This window comes from Calothrix sp. NIES-3974 (assembly GCF_002368395.1).
Lineage (GTDB): Bacteria > Cyanobacteriota > Cyanobacteriia > Cyanobacteriales > Nostocaceae > NIES-3974.
In genome coordinates this window covers 4,439,279-4,464,019 of the sequence record NZ_AP018254.1, presented here as the reverse complement: position 1 = coordinate 4,464,019, position 24,741 = coordinate 4,439,279, and the positions used below count along the sequence as shown (strand labels likewise).

The 24,741-nt window shown below is 42.0% G+C and carries 19 protein-coding genes and 1 pseudogene; 11 read left to right on the top strand and 9 right to left on the bottom strand.

Translation table 11 applies throughout. The features are described from left to right. Positions 1-253 precede the first annotated feature (253 nt). Positions 254-643 carry a thioredoxin family protein gene (locus CDC37_RS17945; RefSeq protein ID WP_096623756.1) on the bottom strand — a complete coding sequence of 130 codons (390 nt, stop codon included), beginning with the start codon at positions 641-643 and terminating at the stop codon, positions 254-256. Between the two features lie 1,546 nt (positions 644-2,189). Between CDC37_RS17945 and CDC37_RS17940 the strand changes: the two genes are divergently transcribed. Then, complete coding sequence (locus CDC37_RS17940; protein ID WP_096623754.1) at positions 2,190-3,227, top strand: LysR family transcriptional regulator; 1,038 nt, start codon at positions 2,190-2,192, stop codon at positions 3,225-3,227. A 533-nt stretch (positions 3,228-3,760) separates the two neighbouring features. After that, positions 3,761-5,194, top strand: coding sequence for a serine/threonine-protein kinase (locus tag CDC37_RS17935; RefSeq protein WP_096623752.1), 1,434 nt, complete (start codon positions 3,761-3,763; stop codon positions 5,192-5,194). A gap of 49 nt (positions 5,195-5,243) precedes the next feature. Here the strand turns inward: CDC37_RS17935 and CDC37_RS17930 are convergent. Then, a pseudogene (locus CDC37_RS17930) lies at positions 5,244-5,381 on the bottom strand (DNA cytosine methyltransferase); the annotation flags it as partial. A gap of 103 nt (positions 5,382-5,484) precedes the next feature. Here CDC37_RS17930 and CDC37_RS17925 point away from each other — a divergent pair. The 4 genes from CDC37_RS17925 to CDC37_RS17910 all read left to right on the top strand — a co-directional run bounded on the left by CDC37_RS17925 (position 5,485) and on the right by CDC37_RS17910 (position 10,179). Next, positions 5,485-6,201, top strand: coding sequence for a Uma2 family endonuclease (locus CDC37_RS17925; RefSeq protein ID WP_442861098.1), 717 nt, complete (start codon positions 5,485-5,487; stop codon positions 6,199-6,201). A gap of 661 nt (positions 6,202-6,862) precedes the next feature. Beyond that, positions 6,863-7,594 carry a RadC family protein gene (gene radC / locus CDC37_RS17920; RefSeq protein ID WP_096623750.1) on the top strand — a complete coding sequence of 244 codons (732 nt, stop codon included), beginning with the start codon at positions 6,863-6,865 and terminating at the stop codon, positions 7,592-7,594. A 354-nt stretch (positions 7,595-7,948) separates the two neighbouring features. Then, a complete protein-coding gene (locus CDC37_RS17915) occupies positions 7,949-8,887 on the top strand; it encodes a phosphoribulokinase (protein ID WP_096623748.1) in 939 nt (312 codons plus the stop codon). A 491-nt stretch (positions 8,888-9,378) separates the two neighbouring features. After that, entirely contained in the window at positions 9,379-10,179 is an 801-nt protein-coding gene (locus tag CDC37_RS17910) for an ABC transporter permease (RefSeq protein WP_442861044.1), read from the top strand. A gap of 556 nt (positions 10,180-10,735) precedes the next feature. On the opposite strand, the gene argH is transcribed toward CDC37_RS17910, so the two are convergent. The 6 genes from argH to CDC37_RS17880 all read right to left on the bottom strand — a co-directional run bounded on the left by argH (position 10,736) and on the right by CDC37_RS17880 (position 16,522). After that, on the bottom strand, positions 10,736-12,127 hold the full coding sequence (gene argH, locus CDC37_RS17905) for an argininosuccinate lyase (RefSeq protein ID WP_096623744.1): 1,392 nt from the start codon (positions 12,125-12,127) through the stop codon (positions 10,736-10,738). A gap of 167 nt (positions 12,128-12,294) precedes the next feature. After that, on the bottom strand, positions 12,295-12,501 hold the full coding sequence (locus CDC37_RS17900; protein WP_096623742.1) for a hypothetical protein: 207 nt from the start codon (positions 12,499-12,501) through the stop codon (positions 12,295-12,297). A 539-nt stretch (positions 12,502-13,040) separates the two neighbouring features. Further along, positions 13,041-13,265, bottom strand: coding sequence for a hypothetical protein (locus CDC37_RS17895; RefSeq protein WP_096623740.1), 225 nt, complete (start codon positions 13,263-13,265; stop codon positions 13,041-13,043). A 168-nt stretch (positions 13,266-13,433) separates the two neighbouring features. Further along, the gene (locus tag CDC37_RS17890) at positions 13,434-13,697 is read right to left on the bottom strand and encodes a hypothetical protein (protein WP_096623738.1); all 264 of its coding nucleotides are present in this window, start codon (positions 13,695-13,697) and stop codon (positions 13,434-13,436) included. A gap of 41 nt (positions 13,698-13,738) precedes the next feature. Next, entirely contained in the window at positions 13,739-14,692 is a 954-nt protein-coding gene (locus CDC37_RS17885) for a hypothetical protein (protein WP_096623736.1), read from the bottom strand. 393 nt (positions 14,693-15,085) lie between these two features. Further along, complete coding sequence (locus tag CDC37_RS17880; protein ID WP_096623734.1) at positions 15,086-16,522, bottom strand: FAD-binding domain-containing protein; 1,437 nt, start codon at positions 16,520-16,522, stop codon at positions 15,086-15,088. Between the two features lie 783 nt (positions 16,523-17,305). Between CDC37_RS17880 and CDC37_RS17875 the strand changes: the two genes are divergently transcribed. Then, positions 17,306-17,812 carry a GNAT family N-acetyltransferase gene (locus CDC37_RS17875; protein WP_096623732.1) on the top strand — a complete coding sequence of 169 codons (507 nt, stop codon included), beginning with the start codon at positions 17,306-17,308 and terminating at the stop codon, positions 17,810-17,812. An 89-nt stretch (positions 17,813-17,901) separates the two neighbouring features. Here the strand turns inward: CDC37_RS17875 and CDC37_RS17870 are convergent, their stop codons facing one another. Beyond that, on the bottom strand, positions 17,902-20,574 hold the full coding sequence (locus CDC37_RS17870) for a tetratricopeptide repeat protein (protein ID WP_172892796.1): 2,673 nt from the start codon (positions 20,572-20,574) through the stop codon (positions 17,902-17,904). A 695-nt stretch (positions 20,575-21,269) separates the two neighbouring features. Between CDC37_RS17870 and CDC37_RS17865 the strand changes: the two genes are divergently transcribed. From CDC37_RS17865 to CDC37_RS17850, 4 genes are all read left to right on the top strand, one after another. Continuing rightward, entirely contained in the window at positions 21,270-21,659 is a 390-nt protein-coding gene (locus CDC37_RS17865; protein WP_231943105.1) for a DUF3119 family protein, read from the top strand. Positions 21,660-21,814: 155 nt separating this feature from the next. Then, positions 21,815-22,957, top strand: a complete 1,143-nt coding sequence (locus CDC37_RS17860) for a DUF3086 domain-containing protein (RefSeq protein WP_096623727.1) — start codon at positions 21,815-21,817, stop codon at positions 22,955-22,957. 119 nt (positions 22,958-23,076) lie between these two features. Further along, the gene (plsY, locus tag CDC37_RS17855) at positions 23,077-23,760 is read left to right on the top strand and encodes a glycerol-3-phosphate 1-O-acyltransferase PlsY (RefSeq protein ID WP_096623725.1); all 684 of its coding nucleotides are present in this window, start codon (positions 23,077-23,079) and stop codon (positions 23,758-23,760) included. Positions 23,761-24,112: 352 nt separating this feature from the next. Beyond that, positions 24,113-24,736 carry a DUF3859 domain-containing protein gene (locus CDC37_RS17850; RefSeq protein ID WP_096623723.1) on the top strand — a complete coding sequence of 208 codons (624 nt, stop codon included), beginning with the start codon at positions 24,113-24,115 and terminating at the stop codon, positions 24,734-24,736. The last annotated feature ends 5 nt before the right edge of the window (positions 24,737-24,741 follow it).

Here is a 24,741-nt window from a genome sequence, read left to right as displayed (position 1 = left end):
TTTCGATGGGGTGGTTAAGTTTGGTTTTAGATTTTAACCTCTAAATCATGATAGAGCTTAAGGACAAGCAATTGTTAAGAAAAATGTCGATTAGTTAATTGGGGAGGAGACAGGAGACAGAAAATAGAATACAGGAGGCAGAATACAGTATGGTTAATATACAGAAGTGCTTAGTAGATATACTTCCCCAGCATCCCCTGCTCCCGAAAGCCCCCCGCATCCATAAATGTATCAACTTGAAAGTAAAAATATATTACTTCTGGAGGGAACTATACTCCCAGCTACCACTTTGGGGCAAACAGGATTCTGGCTTAATTAAGTATTGCTGACGAACTTCTTCTAGGGCTTGCCATAGGTCATCGCGACTACGAAACCCCTCTACCCGATACAGCACTTTACCATCAGCAATTAGTAACAGAGTCGGTAAGGACTTGAGCCTATACTTGGTGGACAGCTTAAAGTTTTCGTCCGCATTCACTCCTACCAATTTGATTTCTTCTCCCAATTGGGATTTAAATTGCAGCAGTAAGGGATGGATAATTCGACACAAACCACACCAGGGGGCTTCAAAATTCACTAGGACTGGAACTGGCGATTCTAATACTTCTTGATTAAATGTTCTTTCGCTAACCGACAACACCATGATGCCTCTAGAGGTTATTAATAGTTCTTTTTTATTTTGATTTTGCTATTTGCAGTAGTCTAGGTAATTTACAATACCACATATCTCCTGCGTATGAGCAATCAAATATACCTTGACTGACGATTGGTAGTTTTGATGGAGTCAAATTTCCAAGTGGGTAATTGGGTAGGTGTGAATTAGGGGCACTCCAAAACTCTGTTGACATGTGACAGTGGTCAGGATGGAACGCTGTCAATGGTCAAACAATGGTAATCGGTATGTCTACCTAATTCGTAATTACTAATGCGTAATTGCCTACGGCAAGAAACCTGCGCCTAGGTAATTCCAAAGGCTATGATTCCCCTGCTTCTGTAAGCAGTCTTGTTCCCGGTGAGGTAACTGAGCTTGCCAAAGTGGGTTTAGATCATAATTACGAATTATAAATTACGAATTATCAATTATTTAAAATCGACAGCCCCGAATCTTGTTTGCAACTACTCCAATTCATCGTACATCGATTCGGTGATAAATGAAGCTAGCCAATAGGCGTAAAACTGTTCTGGAATGGTGGCTAGGGGATAATTTAGCATTTTTTTAGTGGATTCGGAAAAATAAATTATCTAGTACCGCGCGGCGTAAATACACCTACCTTTCCCCTCGCTCCCATGCTCCGCGTGGGAGCAGAATCTGCGAGGCTCCTGCTTCGTGAATGAAGGCAGAGCCTTCAACCCACTAAGCGACCACGCGGAGCGTGGTCACTAGATAAAAAGTTAATACTCAGTTTATTTCAGCCAACCTGTACTAGTAATTTGGTCATCTCCTCTGATTACAAGGGAGGTGGGGGTTGGTAAATGTGATCGCATTTTCACCATTGTTCCCACAGACGCGACATGTCGCCTTTCTCCCCGCTCCCTCTGCATCCAGTCATCGGCTGGGCAATTAGATTTACGGATGTGATGGGTAAATGTTGTGTCTTAGGCTATGCTGGAGGCAATATACTGGTGCTTGGATGAGATTTTCCTGGCAATGGTAAATCCTGCTGATGGGTTGCACAATGAGATAAACTAACTTGGGGCTTTTGTATTGCGGCAATTTCGAGTAGATTTAATGTGGCGGGATACAAAATCATATCTTATCCGGTCTGGCTCAAAAGTTGGTTTACAAACTATTTGGGATTTTGGACTTGGGATTGCACTGGTAGATAAATCTGAGAGCTTGAATTTAGGGTTTTGAATTGCTGCCACAGATAAATTTAGTTGTTCTATACCATCAATAGATTTGTTCCGAATCATTTGTAGTCCGACATATGCTTGTATAAATGGGGGTTGACTAAGTGGTAAAAATAAATTCCATTGGTAAATAAATTTAAAGAAAACTTAATTTCAGTACAATCCATACCGCAAAGTATTCAAATATGAGACTTTTATCCAGATGTTGTGATACTGTCTTTTTCGAGTTATCTCTCGGAGTTTAAGATGCAATAAAAGTTCTCAAACACCGAATCAAACTGACTCGCTAGTTTATTGCTTAGTGTTGCTCCTTTCAACGTTGTGGGTTGAGCCTTTATATGTCTGACCTTCCTTTTACTTTAGATCAGTTACGCATCCTCAGAGCAATTGCTGCTGAAGGGAGCTTTAAACGCGCTGCTGATAGTTTGTATGTTTCCCAACCAGCTGTAAGTTTACAAGTACAAAACTTAGAGCGACAGTTGGATGTTCCCTTGTTTGACAGAGGTGGAAGACGCGCTCAGTTAACTGAAGCTGGACACCTGTTGTTAAGTTATGGTGAAAAAATCCTCAGTCTGTGTCAGGAAACCTGTCGGGCGATTGAGGATTTACAAAACCTCCAGGGTGGTACCCTGATTATTGGTGCTTCTCAAACCACGGGTACATATCTACTACCTAAGATGATTGGTATGTTTCGGCAAAAATACCCTGATGTTGCTGTCCAGCTACATGTTCATTCGACTCGACGTACTGCTTGGAGTGTTGTCAATGGACAGGTAGACTTGGCCATCATTGGTGGGGAAATCCCTGGGGAATTAGCTGATTCTTTGGAAATATTACCCTATGCGGAGGATGAGCTAGCACTGATTCTACCAGTATCCCATCCTTTTGCTAAACAGGAAACAATTCAAAAAGAAGATTTATATAAACTACAATTCATTGCCCTGGATTCACAATCAACTATTCGCAAGGTCATTGATCAGGTGTTAACCAGGTGCGATTTAGACACCCGCAGGTTTAAGGTGGAAATGGAACTTAATTCCATCGAAGCAATAAAAAATGCTGTCCAGTCGGGTTTAGGTGCGGCATTTGTCTCAACCTCAGCGATCGCAAAAGAGCTACAAATGGGTGTCCTCAATTGCACCACCATTGAAGGTGTGGTCGTCAAAAGAACCCTTTGGCTGATTCTCAACCCTAATCGTTACCGTTCTAAAGCCGCAGAAGCCTTTAGCCAGGAAATTCTCCCCCAGTTCGCCAATCCCGGTTGGAGTCCTCAATTGTTGAAAACACCACACCGCGATTCGATTCGCGATACAGTAGTCGTGAATGGCTTTGATGTTGACGAAACATCACCGGCTACCCTGGATGATGATGTCTAAATCTTGATGGCAAATCTCTGGAGATTGGTAGATTAGAGCCACTACCACTCGACTAACCCGAAAATGTCCCTTGAATTCAGGGATTAGGGAAAGACGTAACATTTTACGTCCGTATGGGAGTAGGAATATTAACCTTACTTTCGTGAACTTACCAGTATAGGAGGATGTTTAAGTGTAGATTTACACAATAGGTATCCTTCGCGATCGCTGACCCTGGCAAACTGTTGTTTCATCACTAAGTCCTCACCCATGAGTTCTCAATTTTTATAGACATCTCCAACAAAGGAACTCAAATGCTTGTTTAGTAAGGGTTAATATTTAATTTCTGGAGATGTCTAATATTGATAGATTTTGCCTATTTCCGTTAACCGACACTAGTTAACTTGCTATTTTTTCATCTCTTGAGTAAAGTTTTTCTGCACACCCCGCCCGTAGTTAAAATTATTTGGTATTGCATAATACTTAAATAAGTTTGATTGACGGACTTACCTCAAATCACCTGGCTCCAGAAAATTTAACCTCGAATCAATTGTATGGAACTTTACTGCACTCGTCCGCACTGCCCTCGTCCACAAAACCATTTTGCGGAACTTGACGACACGACGACATTGCGAACAGTACCGCATAAGTTCTGTACTGCCTGCGGTATGCCTGTGATTTTGGCAGGACGTTATTTGCCTGTAAAATTATTGGGTCGTGGTGGATTTGGTGCAGCTTTTTTAGCTCGCGATCGCTATACTCCGGGAATGCGTTATTGTGTTGTGAAGCAGTTTCAACCGGCGGGAAATCTGAATCCAGAGCAGCTACAATTAGCCCAGCAGCTATTTGAGCGGGAAGCGGTTGTGTTGGAAGATATTGGTCATCAACATGATCAAATACCTAATTTGTATGCCTATTTCCCAATTATTGTCGATAGTTTAACTAGTGGTAAGCAGGATCAATTTTTTTACATTGTTCAAGAATATATAGATGGTCAGAATCTGGAGGAAGAAGTAGTTCGGCAAGGTAGATTTACGGAGACTCAAGCTCTGGAAGTGTTGCGGGAAGTTCTCAGTATTCTCAAGTTTGTTCACAACCAAAATATTATTCATCGCGATATTAAACCTTCCAACATTATGCGTCGTCGCGATGGCAAGTTGTTTTTACTGGATTTCGGCGCAGTTAAACAAGTCACAAATTCTCCATCTCCCTCCAAGGGTTCTACGGGAATCTACTCACCGGGATTTGCGCCCCTAGAACAAACTTCCGGTCAGGATGTTTATCCAGCGACGGATTTATACGCTTTGGCGGTGACGATTTTGGTATTATTAACAGCTAAAGATGCCAGTGAATTATTTGATGCCTATAGTAATCGGTGGCAGTGGGAACAATTCACTTCTATTTCCCCCCAACTGTCGCAAGTTCTGACCAAAATGCTCAAACCAGCAGTCGCAGATAGGTATCAATCGGCACAAGAAGTTTTGAATGATTTATCTGCTGTGGGTACGTTTGTGAATACACCAGTACCAGCGACGGTGATTCCTCCAGCAGTCACACCTGCACCAGTGACATCGCAACCGGTAGTACCTGTAGCAGTCTCACCGCAACCAGTAGCACCTGTACCAGCATCACCTCAACCGCGATTTTCCACCTGGGAAATTCTTCGGGGTGCAGGATTTAGTGGTTTTGAAGGGGGGTTAGTGGCGATCGCGTTATTTAGTTTATTCCAAAGTCCAGGAATTGCGATCGCTGGTGCGGTGCTGATTACTGGTATATTGGTATATGCTCAAAATCGTCGCTGGTTGGAAGGATGGGATTTGGGGATAATTCCGGGGCTAACCTTGGCGGTGATGTTGTTTGTTCCAGCTTTGCAAGCAGGAATGGGTATACCCTCAATGATTTTCTCGGCATTGACCAGCGCTTTAATTGCGATCGCTGTGACATCACTATTTCGTTTAATCTATAGATTGTTATCGTCAATTATTTAGATTTCACTGGGCATAGTACTATTATTTAGCATATTTATCAATAAAACTTACCAATTTGTTTATATTTAGAAGCGACAGAACCGTAGAAAATCCAATCGTCAGGAAAAGTTTGAATCCTGGCAGATTCCCTAACACTCAAAGGACGTAATTCGACAGGATGGCACATATCAGTTGCTTTTTGATGGGGACATTTTCAAGGGGATTATTAACTTAATTATGGGAATGGTTGTTGGTCAATATCCGGAGAAAGTTAGAATAAGACCATCCCCACCTAAATGCAAGGTAGAGCGATCGCTATGGTACTGACACAACAAACCCCAGCCACCATCATCTACCCAGACAGCGATGGACAACCAATGGCTGATAATACCAAACAATTTCAATGGATAGTCACTATTAAAGAAAACCTGGAAATATTGTTTGCATCCCAACCGGATGTGTTTGTAGCTGGAGATTTACTATGGTATCCGGTGGAGGGAGAATTAATCCGTCAAGCTCCTGATGTTTTAGTTGTGTTTGGTAGACCCAAGGGAGACAGGGGTTCTTACAAACAATGGGAAGAGAATAATATCCCCGTCCAAGTAGTGTTTGAAATCCTTTCTCCAGGAAATACCCTCAAGGAAATGGCAAAAAAACAGAAGTTCTACGAACGCTATGGAGTTGAGGAGTATTACATCTATGACCCCGACAAAAACGATTTGAATGGTTGGTTGCGAAGTCAAGAAGGAGAATTAGAAGTAATTGAAGAGATCAATACTTGGGTTAGTCCCCGTTTGGGTATCCGCTTTCATCTCACACCTCAAACCCTGGAAATATACCGTCCCGATGGGGAGAAATTTCTGACATCTGTGGAACTTGCACAACAACGGGAACAGGAGCGTCAGCGTGCAGAAACCGAACGTCAACGTGCAGATAATGCACTTTCCCAACTCGAAGAGGAAAGAAAGCGGTATCAGGATTTATTGCAAAAATTACAGGAAAAAGGTATTGATCCTGAGAGGTTGTAGCTTGTGTGCAGGTCAACCCAAATTTGCTAATCAGGATATCGACCCAGATTTCTCTTAAGAGGATGTTTTAAAAGTCGATTTCAATACTTAACAAGCCCGTTTTTTGGGAGTAAGCAGAATCGGGAGAGACGCAACATGTCGCGTCTGTAAAGTTTGAGCCTATTTACCCTCTTCAATAAGTGGTTGATAAAGTATTTATTGACACTTGACCAGCAACTTCTAAATAATATCGATTCTCTTGTACTTTGCAATACATGAAACTAGAATAATCAACGGTTACAGTCCATGATATGTCGCAAGCATTAGCGTAAACGATATAACTTATACAGCAATCCGATTTAAGTCGTGAAAAATAGCGTGCCGTTGACTGGTGACTGTTAACCTTCAACTGTCAAGCGTTAACAACCCTACATGTAAGATTTTACAAATCCCCCTCGGATTGCTGTAAGTCTTGAGTGACAGATGAATTTTCCTTCTACTCCCTACTTCCTGTAGATTTGAGGGATTTGTGAGAAATACAGGAGCAATTCCACCAAAATATCCAAAATATGAAGATAATGCAAAATCTTAAATATTTAGTCATATTGGCATATATTTGCTACCGGGAAAGGGGATAAATAAAAAATAGAAATATTTACTGCATTTACCCCTGTTTGAAGCTATGACCTACTGTCTGCGTATCGCGGATATGGCGGAAACTGAACGACCACGCGAAAGATTGCTCACCTACGGCGCAAAAACCCTCTCAACGGCTGAACTGATTGCCATTTTATTAGGAACAGGTCAAGGTGCAGGCAAATTATCGGCTGTGGGATTAGGACAATTAATTTTGCAGGAGCTAGGACAACATCAACGGGAACCGTTAGCAGTATTACGGGATGTTAGTGCCGCAGAGTTAATGCAAATTGATGGAATTGGTCCAGCCAAGGCCACAAGTATCCTCGCAGCAGTAGAATTGAGTAAGCGAACATTTCAATCCCGTCCTAATGATAAAACCGTGATTGATAGTCCCGCAGCCGCAGCCGCAGCCTTAAGTCAAGACCTGATGTGGCAAAGTACTGAAAGGTTTGCTGTCGTTTTATTAGATGTCAAAAATCGACTGTTGGGAACCCAAGTGATTACGGTGGGAAGCGCTACAGAGACCCTTGCACCACCGAGAGAAATCTTTCGTGAAGCAATTAAACATAATGCTACTCGTTTAATCATTGCCCACAATCATCCTTCGGGAAATATTGAACCGAGTCAAACAGATATTGAACTGACCCGTCAATTATTGGCTGGAGCGAAACTTTTAAATATTCCTTTGCTCGACCATTTGATTTTGGGGGATGGTAATTTTCAAAGTTTGCGGGAAATTACGACTTTGTGGGATGAATGTCCCCAGGGAGAGTAATCAACCATCATCTGATTTTAGATTACTCTTCGAGAAGCTGCGCTACGCGCGTCTATGGATTTTGGATTCAAACCCTCATTCCCCATCCTAACTGTTACGATGTTGTTTTTACCGTTTTTTGCGGAATGTCAGTTCAAAAAATTCTTTCCTCCCCTACTTCCTCTGCCTACTTTCACCCGTCATTTCTATGTTGACAAACCGCTATCCCTACCCCTAATTGTCAGGGTTTGCTCAATAAATAAATTCCTGAGTTATTGAGTAAAACTCAATTTATTCATAAAATTAGTAAAATAGCATACATTTTGTATTCGCATTTTCTGCTGATTGCGTAATAGACACTTGGAGGGGTTCAGGATGAGTCGCCCAATTATTTTAGGTATTGTTGGTGATAGTGCCGCAGGTAAGACCACATTAACACGGGGGATTGCCCAGATACTTGGTCCAGAAAACGTGACGGTGATTTGTACCGATGATTACCATCGCTATGACCGCAAACAGCGAGCGGAAATAGGTATTACGGCGCTTCATCCTGATTGTAACCATTTGGATATTATGCAGCAGCATTTATCGTTGTTGCGGACTGGACAGCCAATTTTGAAGCCTGTTTATAGCCATAAGACGGGTACTTTTGAAGCACCGATTTACATCAAACCAGGTAAATACGTAATAGTGGAAGGTTTGTTGGGTTATTCGACTCGTGGAGCGCGGGATTGTTATGATGTTAAGGTTTATTTAGCGCCTCCAGAGGATTTGCGATCGCAGTGGAAGGTGAAACGGGATACCCAAAAGCGGGGGTATACACCGGAACAGGTGTTGCAGGAATTGGAAAGGCGGGAACCAGATTCGGAGCAGTTTATTCGTCCCCAGCGTAAATGGTCGGATATTGTCGTCAGTTTTTATCCAGCCCATGACAACACAGAGAATGGCAATGGACATCTCAATGTGCGCTTGGTATTGCGTCCGACAATTCCCCACCCTGATTTTACAGAAATTGTACAGATGGGTAATGGAAATTTCCAATCCGCTATCCGCCTTGGACTAGACCGGGATATGGGTAAACCGGTGGATGTTTTGGAAATTGATGGACATGCAACCCAGGAACAGGTGAATAAACTAGAGCAAATTCTTTGTTGGGATATGCCCTATCTCAAAAATGTTTGCGATCGCGAATCTAACCCTGAATTAGGAAAAGTTACGGGAACAACGGGGGAAACCCTCCAAAGTTATCCTTTGGCTCTGACCCAGTTATTGATCACCTATCACATGCTTAAGGCTACCCAGGGTTTTCAATAAGTTTTGCGAAAGAAAGCTGAAATTAGGGTCTGCGGTCAAAGTCTTTTAGTGAGAATAGGGAACGGGGAGTAGGTAAAGACGCGACATGTCGCGTCTGCACAGGAATGCTTTAACCCAACAATTCCGCTTTTCACAGGCTGCAAAAATTACAAATGCCAGGTTTTTCAGCCTTACATGCATATTGCGACAGCGCCTTTGGCGACTAAAATACCCTCCAAAGCTCACAAAATCAGAGTTTTTATATTTTTCAGCAAGTTCTAAATTCAATCTTGCATCATGTATAAGCTCAAAATAATTTGTCTGAGTAAGTATTTATCAGGAAGGATGGTGCAAGATGTCAGTACCAAGTTTTTTGCAGGATAATCTCAACTTCAAAGTTATTTGACTTTCAACTGCATATATGCTATCAACAGGAGTATAGGTTAGTGCTGATTTCTAAATCAAAAGTTAAAACCGAAAACACTGGTTATCATAAAAAATAATATTAGAACGTGAATACTCTTCCACCATCAAAACCGCGACGGATAACTTGGCAGGGAATTTTCTCAGTATCAATGTTCGCGTTCATGTATCTGCCAATTTTTGTGTTAGCCACCTATAGTTTCAATCGGTCCCCCTACAGTGCTACTTGGCAGGGATTTACTTGGGAATGGTATCAAAAACTATGGAGCGAAGAAAGAATCCTCTTAGCCCTGAAAAATAGCCTAATTGTCGGTGGTTGTGCGGTGGCAGTATCGGCGGTATTTGGAACCTTGATGGCTGTCGGGTTAGCAAAATATCGGTTTCCCGGTAAAGGACTATATCAAGGAATTGCCTACCTACCCCTAATTATCCCAGATATTGCGATCGCAGTTGCAACGTTAGTATTTTTAGCGTCCTTTGCCATTCCCCTCAGTCTGGGGACTATTATTGCAGCCCATACTGTCTTTTGTATCGCCTATGTTGCTCTAGTAGTTAATTCTCGCTTAGAGCATTTAGACCCCCATTTAGAGGAAGCAGCCTTGGATTTAGGAGCAAATCCAATGCAAGCATTCCTACAGGTTATCTTACCCCAACTATTACCAGGTATTATTTCCGGCTGTTTATTAGCCTTTGTACTGAGTCTGGATGATTTTCTCATCGCCAGCTTTACTGCTGGTAGTGGTGCAAATACCTTACCGATGGAAATTTTTGCCCGGATTCGTGCTGGTGTCAAACCAGATATCAATGCCCTTAGTGTAATACTGATTGTCGTTTCCGCAACCCTCGCATTCATTGCTGAATTAATTCGGACTAGAGGAAGTAGGGAATAGCCGTCCTGATAACCCACGGAACTCAGTTGATTAACGTGAATTCGACGGATTGTAAACGCTACAATGCCTGTGAATCAATGATTTTGAAAGTTAAGTTTTAAAGTAACCTCATCCATTAGTTGAGAACAAAGTCAATTACTGACTGATTTCAGGTTTAATGATTTTATTCTCAACATCATACTTGGAGGTTTTTAAAAACTTCTATTTCCTACGAATGATACTGGACAAGAGTTTCAGGCTTTATAACTCATCGAACTCACGTTGATTAATATCCTTTTTACTTTTGTGTTGATAAGTAGGGTCTGAGGAAAAAGTCTTTTTGTGAGGGTAGGGAACAGGGAGCAACGCAACATGTCGCGTCTGTACAGGGAATATTTTTAACCGAAAAATTCCACTCTTCACAAGACGCAAAAAATAAAAAATGCCGGGTCTTTAAGCCTAATAACCTATTTGTTTACAAGTTTACAAGTTTATTTGCTCCCTACTCCCTGTACAGAAGACCCGACGGGTCGTCTGTACTCCCTGAAACTTGCAGGTGTCTGTGAGCAATCTGGGATTAGTCCGCAGTTTGTAAGAAATCTCGTGCCTTTTGCAAAGCTTCCCGAACCTGGTTAAATCCGGTTCCTCCGTAGCTATTACGAGCTGCAACGACTTGACGGGGTGATATAGCTTGGTAAATGTCCTCCTCAAAAGCAGGATGAATATTTTTCCACTCCACAATCGTTAAATCCTTGAGGAGTTTTCCCGCAGCAAGGCTAGTTTGCACCACTTGACCGACTAAATTATAGGCTTCTCGGAAGGGTACACCCTTATTAGCAAGATAATCAGCAACATCAGTAGCATTGGAAAAATCCTCAGCCACTGCTTGTTGTAAACGTTGCGGACAAAATTCAATCCCTTCATGGAAGAGAATTGTCATTGCTTGTAAACAAGCTTGCACCGTCTTCACAGTATCAAATAAACCTTCCTTATCTTCCTGAAGGTCTTTATTGTAAGCTAAGGGCAACCCCTTCATCACCACTAGCATCGCTTGTAGGTGTCCAAACACCCGTCCTGTTTTCCCCCGTACCAATTCAGGTACATCGGGATTTTTCTTTTGGGGCATAATACTAGAACCCGTAGCACAGCTATCCTGGAGACGGACAAAGCGAAATTCCTCCGCAGACCAGAAAATAACTTCCTCCGCCAAACGGCTCAGGTGTACCATAATTAAACTAGCAGCAGCGAGAAACTCAACCACAAAATCGCGATCGCTAACTCCATCCAAACTATTGGCATAGATATCCGCAAATCCCAATAATTCGGCACTATAGTGACGGTCAATGGCAAAAGTTGTCCCCGCTAAAGCACCACAACCTAAAGGGGAAATATTTACCCGTTTCAACACATCACCTAAACGTTCCCAATCCCGTTTCAACATCTGAAAGTAAGCCAAAAGGTGATGGGCTAAACTGATTGGTTGAGCGCGCTGTAGGTGGGTATAACCAGGAATCAAGGTTTCCACATGAACTTCCGCAATTTCCAACAAAACCCCTTGAAAATCTCGAATCAAATTGCGAATTTGCCCAATCTGCTCCCGTAAATATAAACGGGTGTCAGTTCCTACTTGGTCATTACGGGAACGGGCTGTATGTAACTTTTTACCCACATCACCCACAATTTCCGTCAGCCGACGTTCCACTGCAAAATGAACATCTTCCGCATCAATACCGGGTTTAAATGTACCGGAACGGTATTCTTGGCGAATTTGTTCTAAGCCGGAAACTAGCTGTTCTCCCTCATCTGCAGAAATAATACCAGTTTTCGCCAGCATTTTTGCATGGGCTTGGGAACCAGTAATATCATACTCGATTAAGGCAATATCAAAGGAAATACTGGCATTAAAATCGGCTATTTGGGGATGGAGGGGAGAATCAAAGCGTGGACTCCACTTTTTTGCTTGCACCATAATTAATTAAAATCCGTGATTGGAGTCAGGAGATAGGACACAAAAAATAGAATACCTTATAAATAATCACTATCATCAAGTTGGAAAGCTTGCACCCTATCTTACCCAAAAGGGATTTAGAAGTGAAGAGTAGTCGTTTCAGGTGCAAGATATTCAGAACGGTTGATTTAACCGTAACTGGTCAAATTACGAATCATGTAACCAATAAATAAACCGATTAATAAAGCCCAAGCTTGTCCTGTTTGCACAAAATGGGTAAAAGCTTTTTGCATCTGCCCCAAAATATTGGGGTCATTGATGGTTTGCGCTAGTATACTACTATCAAGGGATAAAAAACCCATGATGTTAGTTAGACAGTCGTTAATTATATCCATAATCCCAAAGTATATTGTAATTTTGTCACTCAGCTTAAACTCTTGGAGGAAAATAATCAGCAAACATACATAAATTGCATAATCACTTCACTGATTGTTGACTGTTCACAGTTAACGAAAATCAGCTTTTTGATCCAAGATAGGTGCTGCTGACTGCCAATCTCCATCGAGAAGGGGTATTCCTCCGCAACATTACTTCAGTGACATTACAATGTGATAACCTTTACCTAGTGCAAATGTCTAGGTGGTTAAGCAATTTTAGATTTTCGATTGTGGATTTTGGATTACGGGGGAGTATCGCTCTTATACACTCGTTATATCGTTATATAGGGCTTGCTATAGACAAGATATAGACAAATTGAGGATGATTTATATCTTGCACCTTTACGTATACATACGTTGAGTTTAAAAATATACACGATATATACACGATATAGCTACAGTACTCTTGTTTGCTTTTAACGCGAAAATAATACTTTTAGCTTTATACAGAGTATTTTATTTTCATCAGCTTTTCTTGGTGCAAGATGTGAGATGGCTTATTTCATTTTAAAATCGCGAAAGAGGAAAGGCATCATCATACCAGTAAGTAAACTAACAATAGTCACGCTGATACCTAGAGGTATATCCATTTGGGCTATTGCGAGAAAACAAGTCAGTCCTAAAATCGTTCCAAAAACAATTTGACGAATGAATATAAGTGGGTCTCGTAGTAATTTTCCCCGGAGGAATAATCTTGTGGCAAACCAGGCAATTTCTAACATGATTTTTCGTGATAATTAAAAAACGGATGAAAGAGGTTTTTTCTCCACTCACTATTCCCTATTCCCTACTCACTTTCAAGCTAGGAAATAATTAAAGCTCACAGTTAATATCTTTTCTATGGGTTCTGATACCAACTTTATATGTAGGCTATTCCTATATTCAGTTATTCAATGTAGAATAACACTTAAAATTACTAATCCCAATAGAATACTCGGAATTACTCCTGCTGGTCCGAAAAAGCCTCCTAAGATTGCCGATAATTCATAGCCTAAGTCTTTACCAGCAATCAGAATTCCACCGATTGCACCACCAGCCATTGAGACAATTGTCGCCACAATTAACCAAATTAATCCTGTGATGATGTTAATCTCACTATTGGCTAAACTGGTAATTAATTTATTAATTAATGGGTCTGTCAGAATTTCGTTCATGATGGAATGTGTATAGTTGAGAGTGTCTAATAAATCTCTAATTAAGAAAAAGATTGGAGAGCTTGTTGTACAACTTTTACTTGTTCTAACTGTTGGTGCTTTTGAAAAATATCCAAAGCTTGTAAGTAATAAGTTTGTGCTTGGGATTGGTTTTGGGGATTACCTAAATGGGGATGATTTAAATTATCTGGTAAATTTAAAAGAGCATTAGCTTTATTACAGATGGTTTTAGCATATTCTATTGGAGTATTCTCGTAGGTGCGCACCTTTAACGCTTCATCGTAGGCACTTATTGCACGGAGATTATTTTCGATTGGTTGGGAATTAGGTAAATATTGCAGTGCATTTCCCAAATTATTTTGCAACATGGCATATTCATGGGGATGCTCCTGGCAATTTATATGTTGCAAAGCTAATTCTAAATACTGAATTGCTAAAGCTTCTCGCATTCTTTCCTTGACTGGTGGTAATGGCATCGACAGATAGGCGATCGCAATATTATTATTGAGAACCGCGTACTCATGGGGATGGGTTTGCCATGTAAAGAATTTTAAAGCCGCACGATAGGCTGCGATCGCGTCTGTTATCCTTGCTAGGTTATAGGTTACTAAGGATTGTAGTACCAAACCTAAATTCATTTGTACAGAGGCAACTTCTTCCTCCGTACCCAATTCTTGTAAAATGGGTAATGCATCCTCATAGGCTGTTTTCGCTTGAACTAATAATTCGCTTCCCTCAGAGGAAATTGCTTTCAATGTGTTACCAATACCCACCTGAGTACGAGCTTTGAGTAAGGGATAATCATCCTGACAAAGTTCATAGGCTTGATAGTAAAGCGAAACAGCATGACGCAAATCTCTAGTTGTTTTCGACTTACACTCAAATCCCTGTGCGAGTTCAATCAACATCGCAATTTTTTCTTCAATAGTTGCGGACTCCGACTCAATTGCATTAATGGCAGCTTTCACAGTTGAATCTGAAATACTTAAAGACATAATTGCGGTTATCTCACAATCTGAGTATCAAAAACAAACTCACAACACTTTTCATTAATAAAGGAAGAGGACTAAAATCCTCACTACGAACTTTAATTAATATGCCAGTTACGTAATTCCTGTATTTTCAGTAAGCCCTATTTCAAAAAACAAATACTCCAGATATTTACCTGGACTACTACCCCAATACCAAACCAGATTTCGGAAATAACAAAAAAATTATTTCCACTTCACAAATATTATTCAACTTCCTGTCACAGGCTGTAGTTAATGGTTAACAGTTGGCAGATTTTTAGGAAATAGAGAAATCCGAATTATCTTTCTATTCCCTATTCCCTACTCCCTACGAGTTGTAGGGTTTTGTGAGAAATCCTGGTTTGAAGATTTGGCGATTCAATCGGTTTGTTTCTGCTTTTGATAGCGTTCCTTAAACAGCTTTTGTTGAACTTGGTGGTCTACAATCGGTTGGGGATAGCCAACTGCACGCCTTTCTAAGGGTGTAATCTTACCAGTGACAATATATTCCGTATCTAGGGAACGTAATTCTTCTACCCAGGTGCGAATATACTCCCCATCCGGATCGAATTTTTGCGCTTGACTCGCAGGATTAAATATCCGTAGGGGTTTGGGGTCCATCCCACTAGATGCACTCCACTGCCAACCACCATTATTGGCAGATAAATCACCGTCAATTAAATGTTGCATAAAATATTTTTCTCCCCAACGCCAATCAATCATTAAATCCTTGGTCAGGAAACTGGCGACAATCATCCGACAACGATTATGCATCCATCCTGTCGTGTTTAATTGACGCATAGCCGCATCCACAATCGGGTATCCGGTTTCCCCTGCACACCAAGCTTGAAAATACTTTTCGTTATTATCCCAAGGGAAATCTTTGAAGGGTTGACGATAGGGACCATCAGCTAATTCGGGAAAATGATACATCACATGTTGGTAAAATTCCCGCCAAGCTAATTCCTGTTGATAGGTGCGAATGCTGTTTTGAGCTTCATCACTGCGACTGGCTGACATGGCTGTTTCTGTTGCTTCCCAAACCTGACGGATACCTAGGACACCGAATTTTAAGGGGGCACTTAATTGGGATGTACCGTCTGTATAGGGAAAATTCCGTTCAGGTTCATACTCATAAATTGCTCGTTGACAAAATTCCTCTAAACGTTTTTGGGCAGCATCTTCACCCGGTGCAATCACCAATTCCCCATCCCAGCTAAATCCTAAATCCTCACTGCTAGGTAATGCAATCACGCCATAATCTCTGACTTTTTCCAGTTGGTCAGCACTTAATCCTTTTCCATCCCTAAAGGCAGCAACCACTTTCGCCTTCGGTTTACTACTCCAATTCTTCCAAAATGGACCATAAACTGTGTAGGGAGAAGCAGCACCTGTACAAATTTCATCGGGACTATGTAATAGCTGATCCCAATTCACACCAATAGTTTCAATCCCTTTTTCCTGCAACGCTGCAAGCATGGCGCGATCGCGCTTTTGGGCGTAGGGTTCCACATCCCAGTTCCAATACACTGCTTTGGCTCCCAAACCTGTTGCCAATTCAGGGATTTTGACAACCGGATTTCCATACACAATCAATAATTGACTACCTGCTTGTAAATAGCGATCGCGCAAATCTTGCAAGCAACCAATCAGATACTTGACCCGCACAGCAGCAATATCATCCCCTTTGAGTATCTGCGGATCTAAGCAAAATACCCCCACCACCTGTGGTGTTCTTTGCCGTGCTAAGGCTAACCCTGTATTATCCGTAATCCGCAAATCCCGACGATGCCAAAACAAAATTAAATCCGACATTCCCTAACTACCCAAATACGCAATCTCGTTATTATCTCATATTTTGTTAGTTTACATGTACTAAATGCGATTTTATCGGGTTGCTTGTGTGATTGATTAGTTATTTTTATCGGGAAAAACACAAAATTTGTCATTTCTCCCAGTCTATCGGCTTATTGAGAAAAAAACTGGCTATTTTCTCAATATTAATGATTCTATTATCAATAAGCTGACGTAATAATCATATTTTCGAGACTAATTATTGACATCTTGACAAATCCCAAGTATATTAGGGTATACTACTGCCAAAGCTATGTATATTAAATACCCCTTCATAAAGCTAGTTCGTCCAGACAGTTTAACCTATATCTTGAACCATTTTTGATTTCAAAATAAGTTTACCTGAGTGTATTTAGTGACAAATATCTGCGTTTTACCTCATTTTGTAAGGATCTACCTTCATTCACGAGGCAGGAGCCACGCCGAACATGGGAGCTAGGGAGTTAAGGTAAGTGTTTGTAGGTAATACCAATTTGAACAAAGAATGCGACAGATGAATTTTTACCAGACGTAGCATTGCTATGTGTCATATTGAGTATCTGTCATATCGTTTAGGCTAATGCTTGCTACATATCAGGGGCTGTAACCGTTGATGATTCTAGTTTCATTTATTGCAAAGTACAAGATAATCGATATAACCGTTGATGATTCTAGTTTCATTTATATCAAAGTACGAGAGAATCGATATTACAAACATTTTTTGAATCGGTATAAAGTGTAATGAGCCGATATTTCTAAATTGCGATGAACTTATTATTGGAAACCCAGCGTTTGTTATTAGAGCCTGTTGGTGAAGATGAACTGGATTTGTTGCATAGCATTTTGACGGATGCTTACGTGAGGAGGTATTTGTGTGATGACGAGATTTTAGGGGTAGAGACAGTTCAGGAAATGTTGGATGAAAGCCAGAGGCTATTTGCGACAGAAAAAGTCGGTATTTGGTTAATTAAAAACAAAGAAACACAGGAAACAATCGGATTTACTTGTTTGTGGTATTTTTTTGGCGAAAATCAGCCCCAGCTAGGTTATGCACTACTTCCCAAGGCGACGAAAAAAGGGTTTGGGTCTGAAGCCGCAAGTCGGATTATGGCCTATGCCTTTGAGGAACTTAAATATAAATATTTAATAGCCAGTTGCGATCGCCCGAATATTGAATCACAAAAGTTAGCCGCAAGAATTGGGATGAAAATGGTGGAGGAAAGGCTTATTGATGGAAAGCCAACTGTATTTTTCCGGATTGATCAAAAATAATACCAATTCGCAAACAGAATGGGACAGATAAATTTTGTTAGTCGAAGGGTTTTTTGAATTGGCATGAAGGATAATTCAGCAAGCCCGACTTAATTTACCTTGATGTTATGATTCATATCCAAGTTGAGGATTTGTTGAAATTGGGGATGGCTGCGAAGATGATCAAAATCCCGATTATCTTTGATCCATTGACTGCATTCTTGGGGGTTAAGTTGGACGGCTCTTTGGAGGAGGTCGAGGGCAAGGTTTGTATCACCTAATACGGCGTAGCAGCAACTGAGTCCGTAAAGAGAACTCGCATGGTTGGGGTTAAGGGCGATCGCTTGTTTATATGCGGGGATAGCGGCTGTGTATTTACCGGATTTGGAGAGGATTAAGCCTTGACAGTACCAGGCTAAATCAAAGTTAGGATTGAGGGCGATCGCTTTTTCGTAGGCAATTAATGCTTCCGGGGTACGATGAGCGCGATCGCAACTTAAACCGCGATTAAACCAGATTTTGTCGTCATTGGGGTTGAGTTTCAGGGCTTCGTCGTAGGATAGGATGGCATCTTCAAAGCATTGCATGGCATAGAGGATTAATCCCCGCTCGTACCAAACCCGAACATCGTTATTGTTTAAACTCAGTGCCCGTTCGATACTATTAAAGGCGGCATTGATCTGGCCTAGCTTACGTAGGGTAATGGCTTGAAATAACCAACTAAGATGTAATTCTGGTTTTAATTCCACAAATCGACTATACCCAGTTAAAGCTTGGGTATATGCTGCTGCTAATGACTGTAAATCTGCATATTTACACCAGGCTTGCCAATAATCCGGGTCTACTTCAGTAGCCTTTTCATAGGAGGCGATCGCTTCTGGGTGATTTCCCATTTTTTCCAGGGCTAATCCCCGATTATACCAGGTTGTCTGGTTTTTGGGGTTAATTTCTAGAGCTTGGTCGTAGGCGGCAATAGCTTGAGTAAATTCCCCTAAATCAAACATGACCAGTCCGCGATTATACCAGCTAGTCTCCAGTTGGGGATTGAGTTGAATCGCCCGGTCGATGGCTGCGATCGCTTCACCAAATTGGGCTAAGGCTCGTAATACCAATCCTTTTTCTGACCAAGCGGCGGCATAATCTGGTTGTAGTTGTAATCCTTGGTCAATACTAGCCAGAGCATCAGTGAGTTTACCTAATTCAAATAGTGTAACTCCATGCAATACCCAAACTAGGTAATTCTCCGGTTCCAATTCTAAAATCCGCTCATAATCGGCTAAAGCATCATCATGCAAACCCAAATCAAATAATACATCAGCCCGTCTATGGAGATATTCCACCCGTTGGGGATGGATTTCAATCGCTCGGTTAAAACTAGCTACAGCCCCCTCTAAACGTCCGATGCTAGCTAGGGCGTTTCCCCGTAAATACCACAATGCTCCATCCGGTTCCAAGGCGATCGCCACATCAAAGCAACCAATAGCATCCTCATGACGCTGCAAATCCACCAGGGTTAAACCGTAATAGTACCAGATTTTCGCCACATCCGAGCGATACTTAACAGCCTTGGCAAAACTTTCTAGAGCTTCCTCGTAGCGACCTAAACAACGCAAAGTTAAACCCCGCTCATACCAACCGACATGGTTTTTCGGTTGAATAGCGATCGCCCGCTCAAAATTACCTAAAGCATTTTCATATTCGGATAACTCGTATAAACAAATACCACGATAAAACCAAGCATCGTGTAAATTGGGCTGTAAACTACAGGCTTGGTCAAAATTAGCACTTGCCTCCGCATATTTTTGACAAGCAAACAAAGTCATACCGCGACTATACCAAGCATCACTATCATCAGGATTAATTTGAATTGCTTGATCAAAAGCGGCGATCGCCTGGTCATAGCGAGATAGGGCATTTAAACACAGTCCTCGATACAGCCACCCACTCAAAGAACCCGGATTAATTGCCAAAGAGCGATCAAAACAGTAGAGTGCATCTTCCCACCGAGATAAACGTTGCAAAGCCAGACCCTTCTGTACCCAAGCACCATCATCATCAGCCTTTAATTCGATTACCTTATCAAAACATGCGATCGCCTCCGTATAACGACCCAAAAGCCGTAAACTCCGACCCCGATTAAACCAAGCTTCACCGTAATTCGGATCAATAGCGATCGCCCGTTCAAAACAAGCTAAAGCCTCCCGTTCCCGACGTAAATCCGACAGCACCACACCACGATTATTCCAAGCATGGAGCTTTTGGGGGTTAATATCCAAAGCCCGATCAAAGGAAGCCAAAGCCTCCTCATACCGCTTTAACTCTGCCAACACAATCCCCCGATTAAACCAAGCTGAATCACAACCAGCTTGTAAACTAATTGCCCGATCATAGGCTGCGATCGCTTTTTCTAAGCGACCCGATCGCAATAACCCATTACCCAGGGCATACCAAGACAAATAATCCTCTGGATTAAACTCAATCGCTTGATAAAAAGCCGCGATCGCAGATTCAATCTCATCCAGTTGCAGTAATACATTCCCCTGATTATACCAAGCCTCATAACAATCCGGTTTCAGCTTAGTCGCTTGTCGATAACTAGCCAAAGCAGCCGATACCTGACCCAAATCCTCCAAGGCAATCCCCCGATTATACCAAGCCAAATGGTAACTAGCATTCCCATCCAACGCTTTATCAAAGCAAACAATCGCCGCTTCCAAGCGTCCGCTATCCAGAAGCTCATTCCCCAAACTAAACCAGTCGAGATAATTGTCAGAATTTGGCATAATATCGCAAGACATGAGAAAAGAAAAACCAAGAAATAGGGCACAGAAATTTAGTAGTCAGAATTCACAACCAGGGAAAATAAAACCTTCCCTTACCCTTTTCAAGGATTTCTGACCAAAGCAGCGAATTTTTCACTATCTCTATCGCCACACCATAAAACTTGGTACTAAAGAATATTCTTTTCTTTCTTAACACGGACACGGAGCTTCCTGTCTCCATATATACACTGAAAACTCTGACACTGAGGGGCAAAGAGGAAAGCTCCCAGACAGGGGGGAAATTTAATTCCTATGCAGGATTACTATTTGATTTTTGGGTATGAATTGTAATTATGCAAATTTTTTTCTATTCAAACCCAAATCCTCGTAGAGACGTAGGGGTGCTACGTCTCTACGCCATGCTACGTTCAATACGGTTCGGTTAATGATTTTTCGTGGTGGTTTCAGGAGACGCGATATAGCCTCTTTCAGAGGAATTGAACGCTAGCGCGTCTCTACAATATATTTGGAGTATTTGGGGTATATGAATTTTCTGATCCGAACCCTATTGATGCATTGATGCTACGTCTCCAAGCAACGTCAAATTTGGAATTAATATTTTGTATTCTGCAACACCTTTTTCACCCATCTCCCCAACTTTCCCGACTGGGCATACAATAAACGTAGCTGGTGTTGATATATGAGGATTTGCCATTGTGACTCCATCTACTCAAGCAACGGATGTTTCATCAACAGTCGAACTGCCACCTAGCTACAATATCCCCATCATTTTGCTGTTGGGTGCTTTTGGACTTGTATTTGTCCAGCCGATAGTTGCTGGAGTGGTGGGGTTGCTAGGATTATTTTTGATGTTACAAACTGGTTTGATTCGGCTTCAGTTTACAGATACAGATATGGATGTGTATCGCGGACAAACCCTAATTCGTCGCTTTCCCTATCGGGAATGGGAAAATTGGCGGATATTTTGGCATCCCGTGCCGATTTTGTTTTATTTTAAGGAAGTTAACAGTATTCATTTTTTACCGATTTTATTTAATCCAGGTACACTGAAAGCTTGTTTAGAAAAATATTGTCCGCGAAAATAGGCTGTAATGTGAGAATGCAGGATACAGAATGTAGTTTCGGGTGAAAAATCTGTCGGTAAATCAAATTTTCCGTGACAGAATATATACCTTTGTTAATTCTCAATTCCCAATTCTGTATTCTCGATTGCCAAATAAATCAGTTTCCGCAAAGTTCTATGTACTCAGAAGACTCACCGAACCCAGAACCAAATCAAAATCCCAATCTCGACAAATTGGAGCAAACCGAAAATCAACCAACCGATGTTCTCGATCAATCCCCTCCTGAACCAGAAAATGTAAATAGCCCTGCATCCTTCCCTCCGCAGGAAAATATCCAGCAAAACCCCAACCCCGAATTAATTCGTACCGAAGCCGAACTGAAGCAAAAAATTGCTGACCTGGAAAATACCTATCACCAGTTACAAGCCCAGCTAAATTCGACACACGTGGCAATGGGTCGGCTGGTGGAAGAGTCCTTGAGTGAATTGGAGCAACGCAAACAAGCTTTACAAATTGCCGTCGAACAGCTAGAACGTCGTCAAGAACGAATTCGCAAGGAAATGCGCACCACCTTTTCCGGTGCATCCCAAGATTTAGCGGTCAGGGTACAAGGATTTAAGGATTATTTGACAGGTAGTTTGCAGGATTTAGTAATTGCCGCCGAGCAGTTACAATTAGTACCCGTAGCCAAACCCACACCGGAACCAGAACGGGTTACCCCCAAGGAAGTCCAACCACCCCAACCAGAAACTGGAACCCTGCAATTTGCCCAGCAACAATTCCAGGAAACTAGCCGCAAAATCCGCCGTTTTATCGACCAATACCGCACCAAACCCGATTATTATGGACCACCTTGGCAATTACGACGCACCTTTGAACCAGTCCATGCAGAAAGAGTTTCCACTTGGTTCTTTGAACAGGGTGGACGTGGGGCACTGCGGACAATGGGCAGTAGGTTACAAAATATACTGGTAGCCTCAGCAATAATTTCGATTATGAATGAATTGTACGGCGATCGCTTGCGGGTTTTAGTGTTAGCGAATTCCCCGGAAAGGTTAGGAGAATGGCGACGGGGTTTACAAGATTGTTTGGGAATTGGTCGTCCCGACTTTGGTCCTGACCGAGGAGTGGTTTTGTTTGAAACCGCAGAAGCGATCGCGCAAAAAGCCGAGCGGATTGTCCGAGGGAAGGAAATCCCCCTGATTATCGTTGATGATTCGGAGGAGCAAATTAGTCTAGCGCTATTACAATTCCCCTATTGGTTAGCGTTTGCTCCCGACCCGAAAACGATGCGCAGCAACGGTTTTGATGATTTTTAGTCCCAGGGGATGGGAGGGAAGGAAGGAGGGGTGGGGGAAAGTCATCAATTTCTCTCCTGTATCCCGTCTCCTGTATCCTGTATTCTGTATCCCTAATCTAAAATCTAAAATCCAAAATTATGCTGATTTGGCTATCACTTTGTTTTCTCACCGTTATTGCGGCTTACTTCCTGGGTTCGATTCCTACCGGGTATACGGTGGCAAAAGTTTTGAAAGGAATAGATATTCGCGAATTTGGTTCGGGTTCGACGGGTGCGACAAATGTATTACGTACTTTGGGTAAGGGTCCAGGTGCGTTTGTGTTCATTGTTGATTGTTTCAAGGGTGTTTTGGCAATTTTGCTGGTGAAATGGCTGGGGGAATTTGCTCCCGTTTCTAATTTGCTCCCGGATAATGTTGTGATTGGGGTTTGGCTTCCGTGGTTGGTGGTGTTAGCTGGTTTAGCTGCTGTGTTGGGTCATAGCAAATCGATTTTTTTGAATTTTACAGGGGGAAAATCCGTTGCAACTAGCTTGGGTGTTTTGTTAGCAATGGATTGGCAGGTTGGTTTAGCTGCGTTTGGGGTATTTGCCTTGTGTTTAGGAATTTCCCGAATTGTGTCCCTCAGTTCTATTTGTGCGGCTGTAGCTGTTTCTATACTAATGGTAGTGTTCCACCAGCCTTTGGCTTATTTGTTGTTTGCGATCGCTGGAGGTGCTTATGTGATTGTTCGTCACCAAAGCAATATGCAACGCATCCTCGCTGGTACGGAACCGAAAATTGGTGAAAAGGTTGAGGTGAGTAGCGAATCTGTTGTGAGTTGAATAAGCTGTTACGCATTTAAGTTGTATATTCCCTACTTTTGATGGATGACTGTTAAATGATAACTGTTAGCCGTCAAGAGCAGATTATGTGGTTATGTGATTTATGTGAGTTTTAGCTGATCAATCCCGGATGGCTCACAAATTCCTCCCACTTTTAGGAAGTAGGGAGTAGCCATGATGTCGGGTGGTTTTCTCGTAGAGTACTGCGTACACCAAAACCAATGAAAGTGGTTTTTCCCCATTCCCGACTCCCTACTCCCGAATTACTTTCAAGTCAGGGAATAGGAAGAAAATAAGGTCGTTACTCAGCGTTTACCGTTCACGGGTGAGAAATACAGGTAATAGGGTAAGTATGTCCTCGAAATTGAATGAAGAGCAACTCAAGCAAATTATCGCCGAGGTGGGAGAGATGTCTCGTCGTCAGGAGACCGAGTTAGACCGGGAGCAAATCCAAGAAATTCTCCGGGAATTAAATTTACCACCAGAATTGCTGGATGAAGCGATCATTCAACTGCGTCGTCGTCAAGCTTTGGCTCATCAACGTCGCAAGGATAGATTTGTCTTGGGAGGGATTGCGATCGCTCTGGTGGTGGCAATTGGGACGACGTTCTGGTTTACACAACGCCATAATTCCGCGATCGCCAATATCCAGGTGCAACGGGATCGAATTACTTTGGCTGGGGATGATGGTGGTGGTTTAAATCGGGTTGCTCGCCAAAATAATCCTGAGTTATTTTACCGTGTAACCTTGGCAGATGCACCAGTGGGTGAAAGGCTCAATCTTACTTGTAATTGGATTGACCCCAATGGTCAAACTGTGAAGCAAAATCGCTATCAAACTCAAACCATTACCACATCTATTTGGAATACCCATTGTCGTTACAACCTAGGAACTGGAGCAAAAACCGGTACTTGGCAGGTACAAATGTTTTTAGGTGATAGATTATTGGGTGAGGAAAAATTTACAGTTGAATGATGGAT

Excerpts from the sequence above, each read along its gene's own strand:
- CDC37_RS17945 (WP_096623756.1), bottom strand. The coding sequence starts at position 643 with ATGGTGTTGTCGGTTAGCGAAAGAACATTTAATCAAGAAGTATTAGAA.
- CDC37_RS17940 (WP_096623754.1), top strand. The coding sequence starts at position 2,190 with ATGTCTGACCTTCCTTTTACTTTAGATCAGTTACGCATCCTCAGAGCA.
- CDC37_RS17935 (WP_096623752.1), top strand. The coding sequence starts at position 3,761 with ATGGAACTTTACTGCACTCGTCCGCACTGCCCTCGTCCACAAAACCAT.
- radC (WP_096623750.1), top strand. The coding sequence starts at position 6,863 with ATGACCTACTGTCTGCGTATCGCGGATATGGCGGAAACTGAACGACCA.
- CDC37_RS17915 (WP_096623748.1), top strand. The coding sequence starts at position 7,949 with ATGAGTCGCCCAATTATTTTAGGTATTGTTGGTGATAGTGCCGCAGGT.
- argH (WP_096623744.1), bottom strand. The coding sequence starts at position 12,127 with ATGGTGCAAGCAAAAAAGTGGAGTCCACGCTTTGATTCTCCCCTCCAT.
- CDC37_RS17900 (WP_096623742.1), bottom strand. The coding sequence starts at position 12,501 with ATGGATATAATTAACGACTGTCTAACTAACATCATGGGTTTTTTATCC.
- CDC37_RS17895 (WP_096623740.1), bottom strand. The coding sequence starts at position 13,265 with ATGTTAGAAATTGCCTGGTTTGCCACAAGATTATTCCTCCGGGGAAAA.
- CDC37_RS17890 (WP_096623738.1), bottom strand. The coding sequence starts at position 13,697 with ATGAACGAAATTCTGACAGACCCATTAATTAATAAATTAATTACCAGT.
- CDC37_RS17885 (WP_096623736.1), bottom strand. The coding sequence starts at position 14,692 with ATGTCTTTAAGTATTTCAGATTCAACTGTGAAAGCTGCCATTAATGCA.
- CDC37_RS17880 (WP_096623734.1), bottom strand. The coding sequence starts at position 16,522 with ATGTCGGATTTAATTTTGTTTTGGCATCGTCGGGATTTGCGGATTACG.
- CDC37_RS17875 (WP_096623732.1), top strand. The coding sequence starts at position 17,306 with ATGAACTTATTATTGGAAACCCAGCGTTTGTTATTAGAGCCTGTTGGT.
- CDC37_RS17870 (WP_172892796.1), bottom strand. The coding sequence starts at position 20,574 with ATGCCAAATTCTGACAATTATCTCGACTGGTTTAGTTTGGGGAATGAG.
- CDC37_RS17860 (WP_096623727.1), top strand. The coding sequence starts at position 21,815 with ATGTACTCAGAAGACTCACCGAACCCAGAACCAAATCAAAATCCCAAT.
- plsY (WP_096623725.1), top strand. The coding sequence starts at position 23,077 with ATGCTGATTTGGCTATCACTTTGTTTTCTCACCGTTATTGCGGCTTAC.
- CDC37_RS17850 (WP_096623723.1), top strand. The coding sequence starts at position 24,113 with ATGTCCTCGAAATTGAATGAAGAGCAACTCAAGCAAATTATCGCCGAG.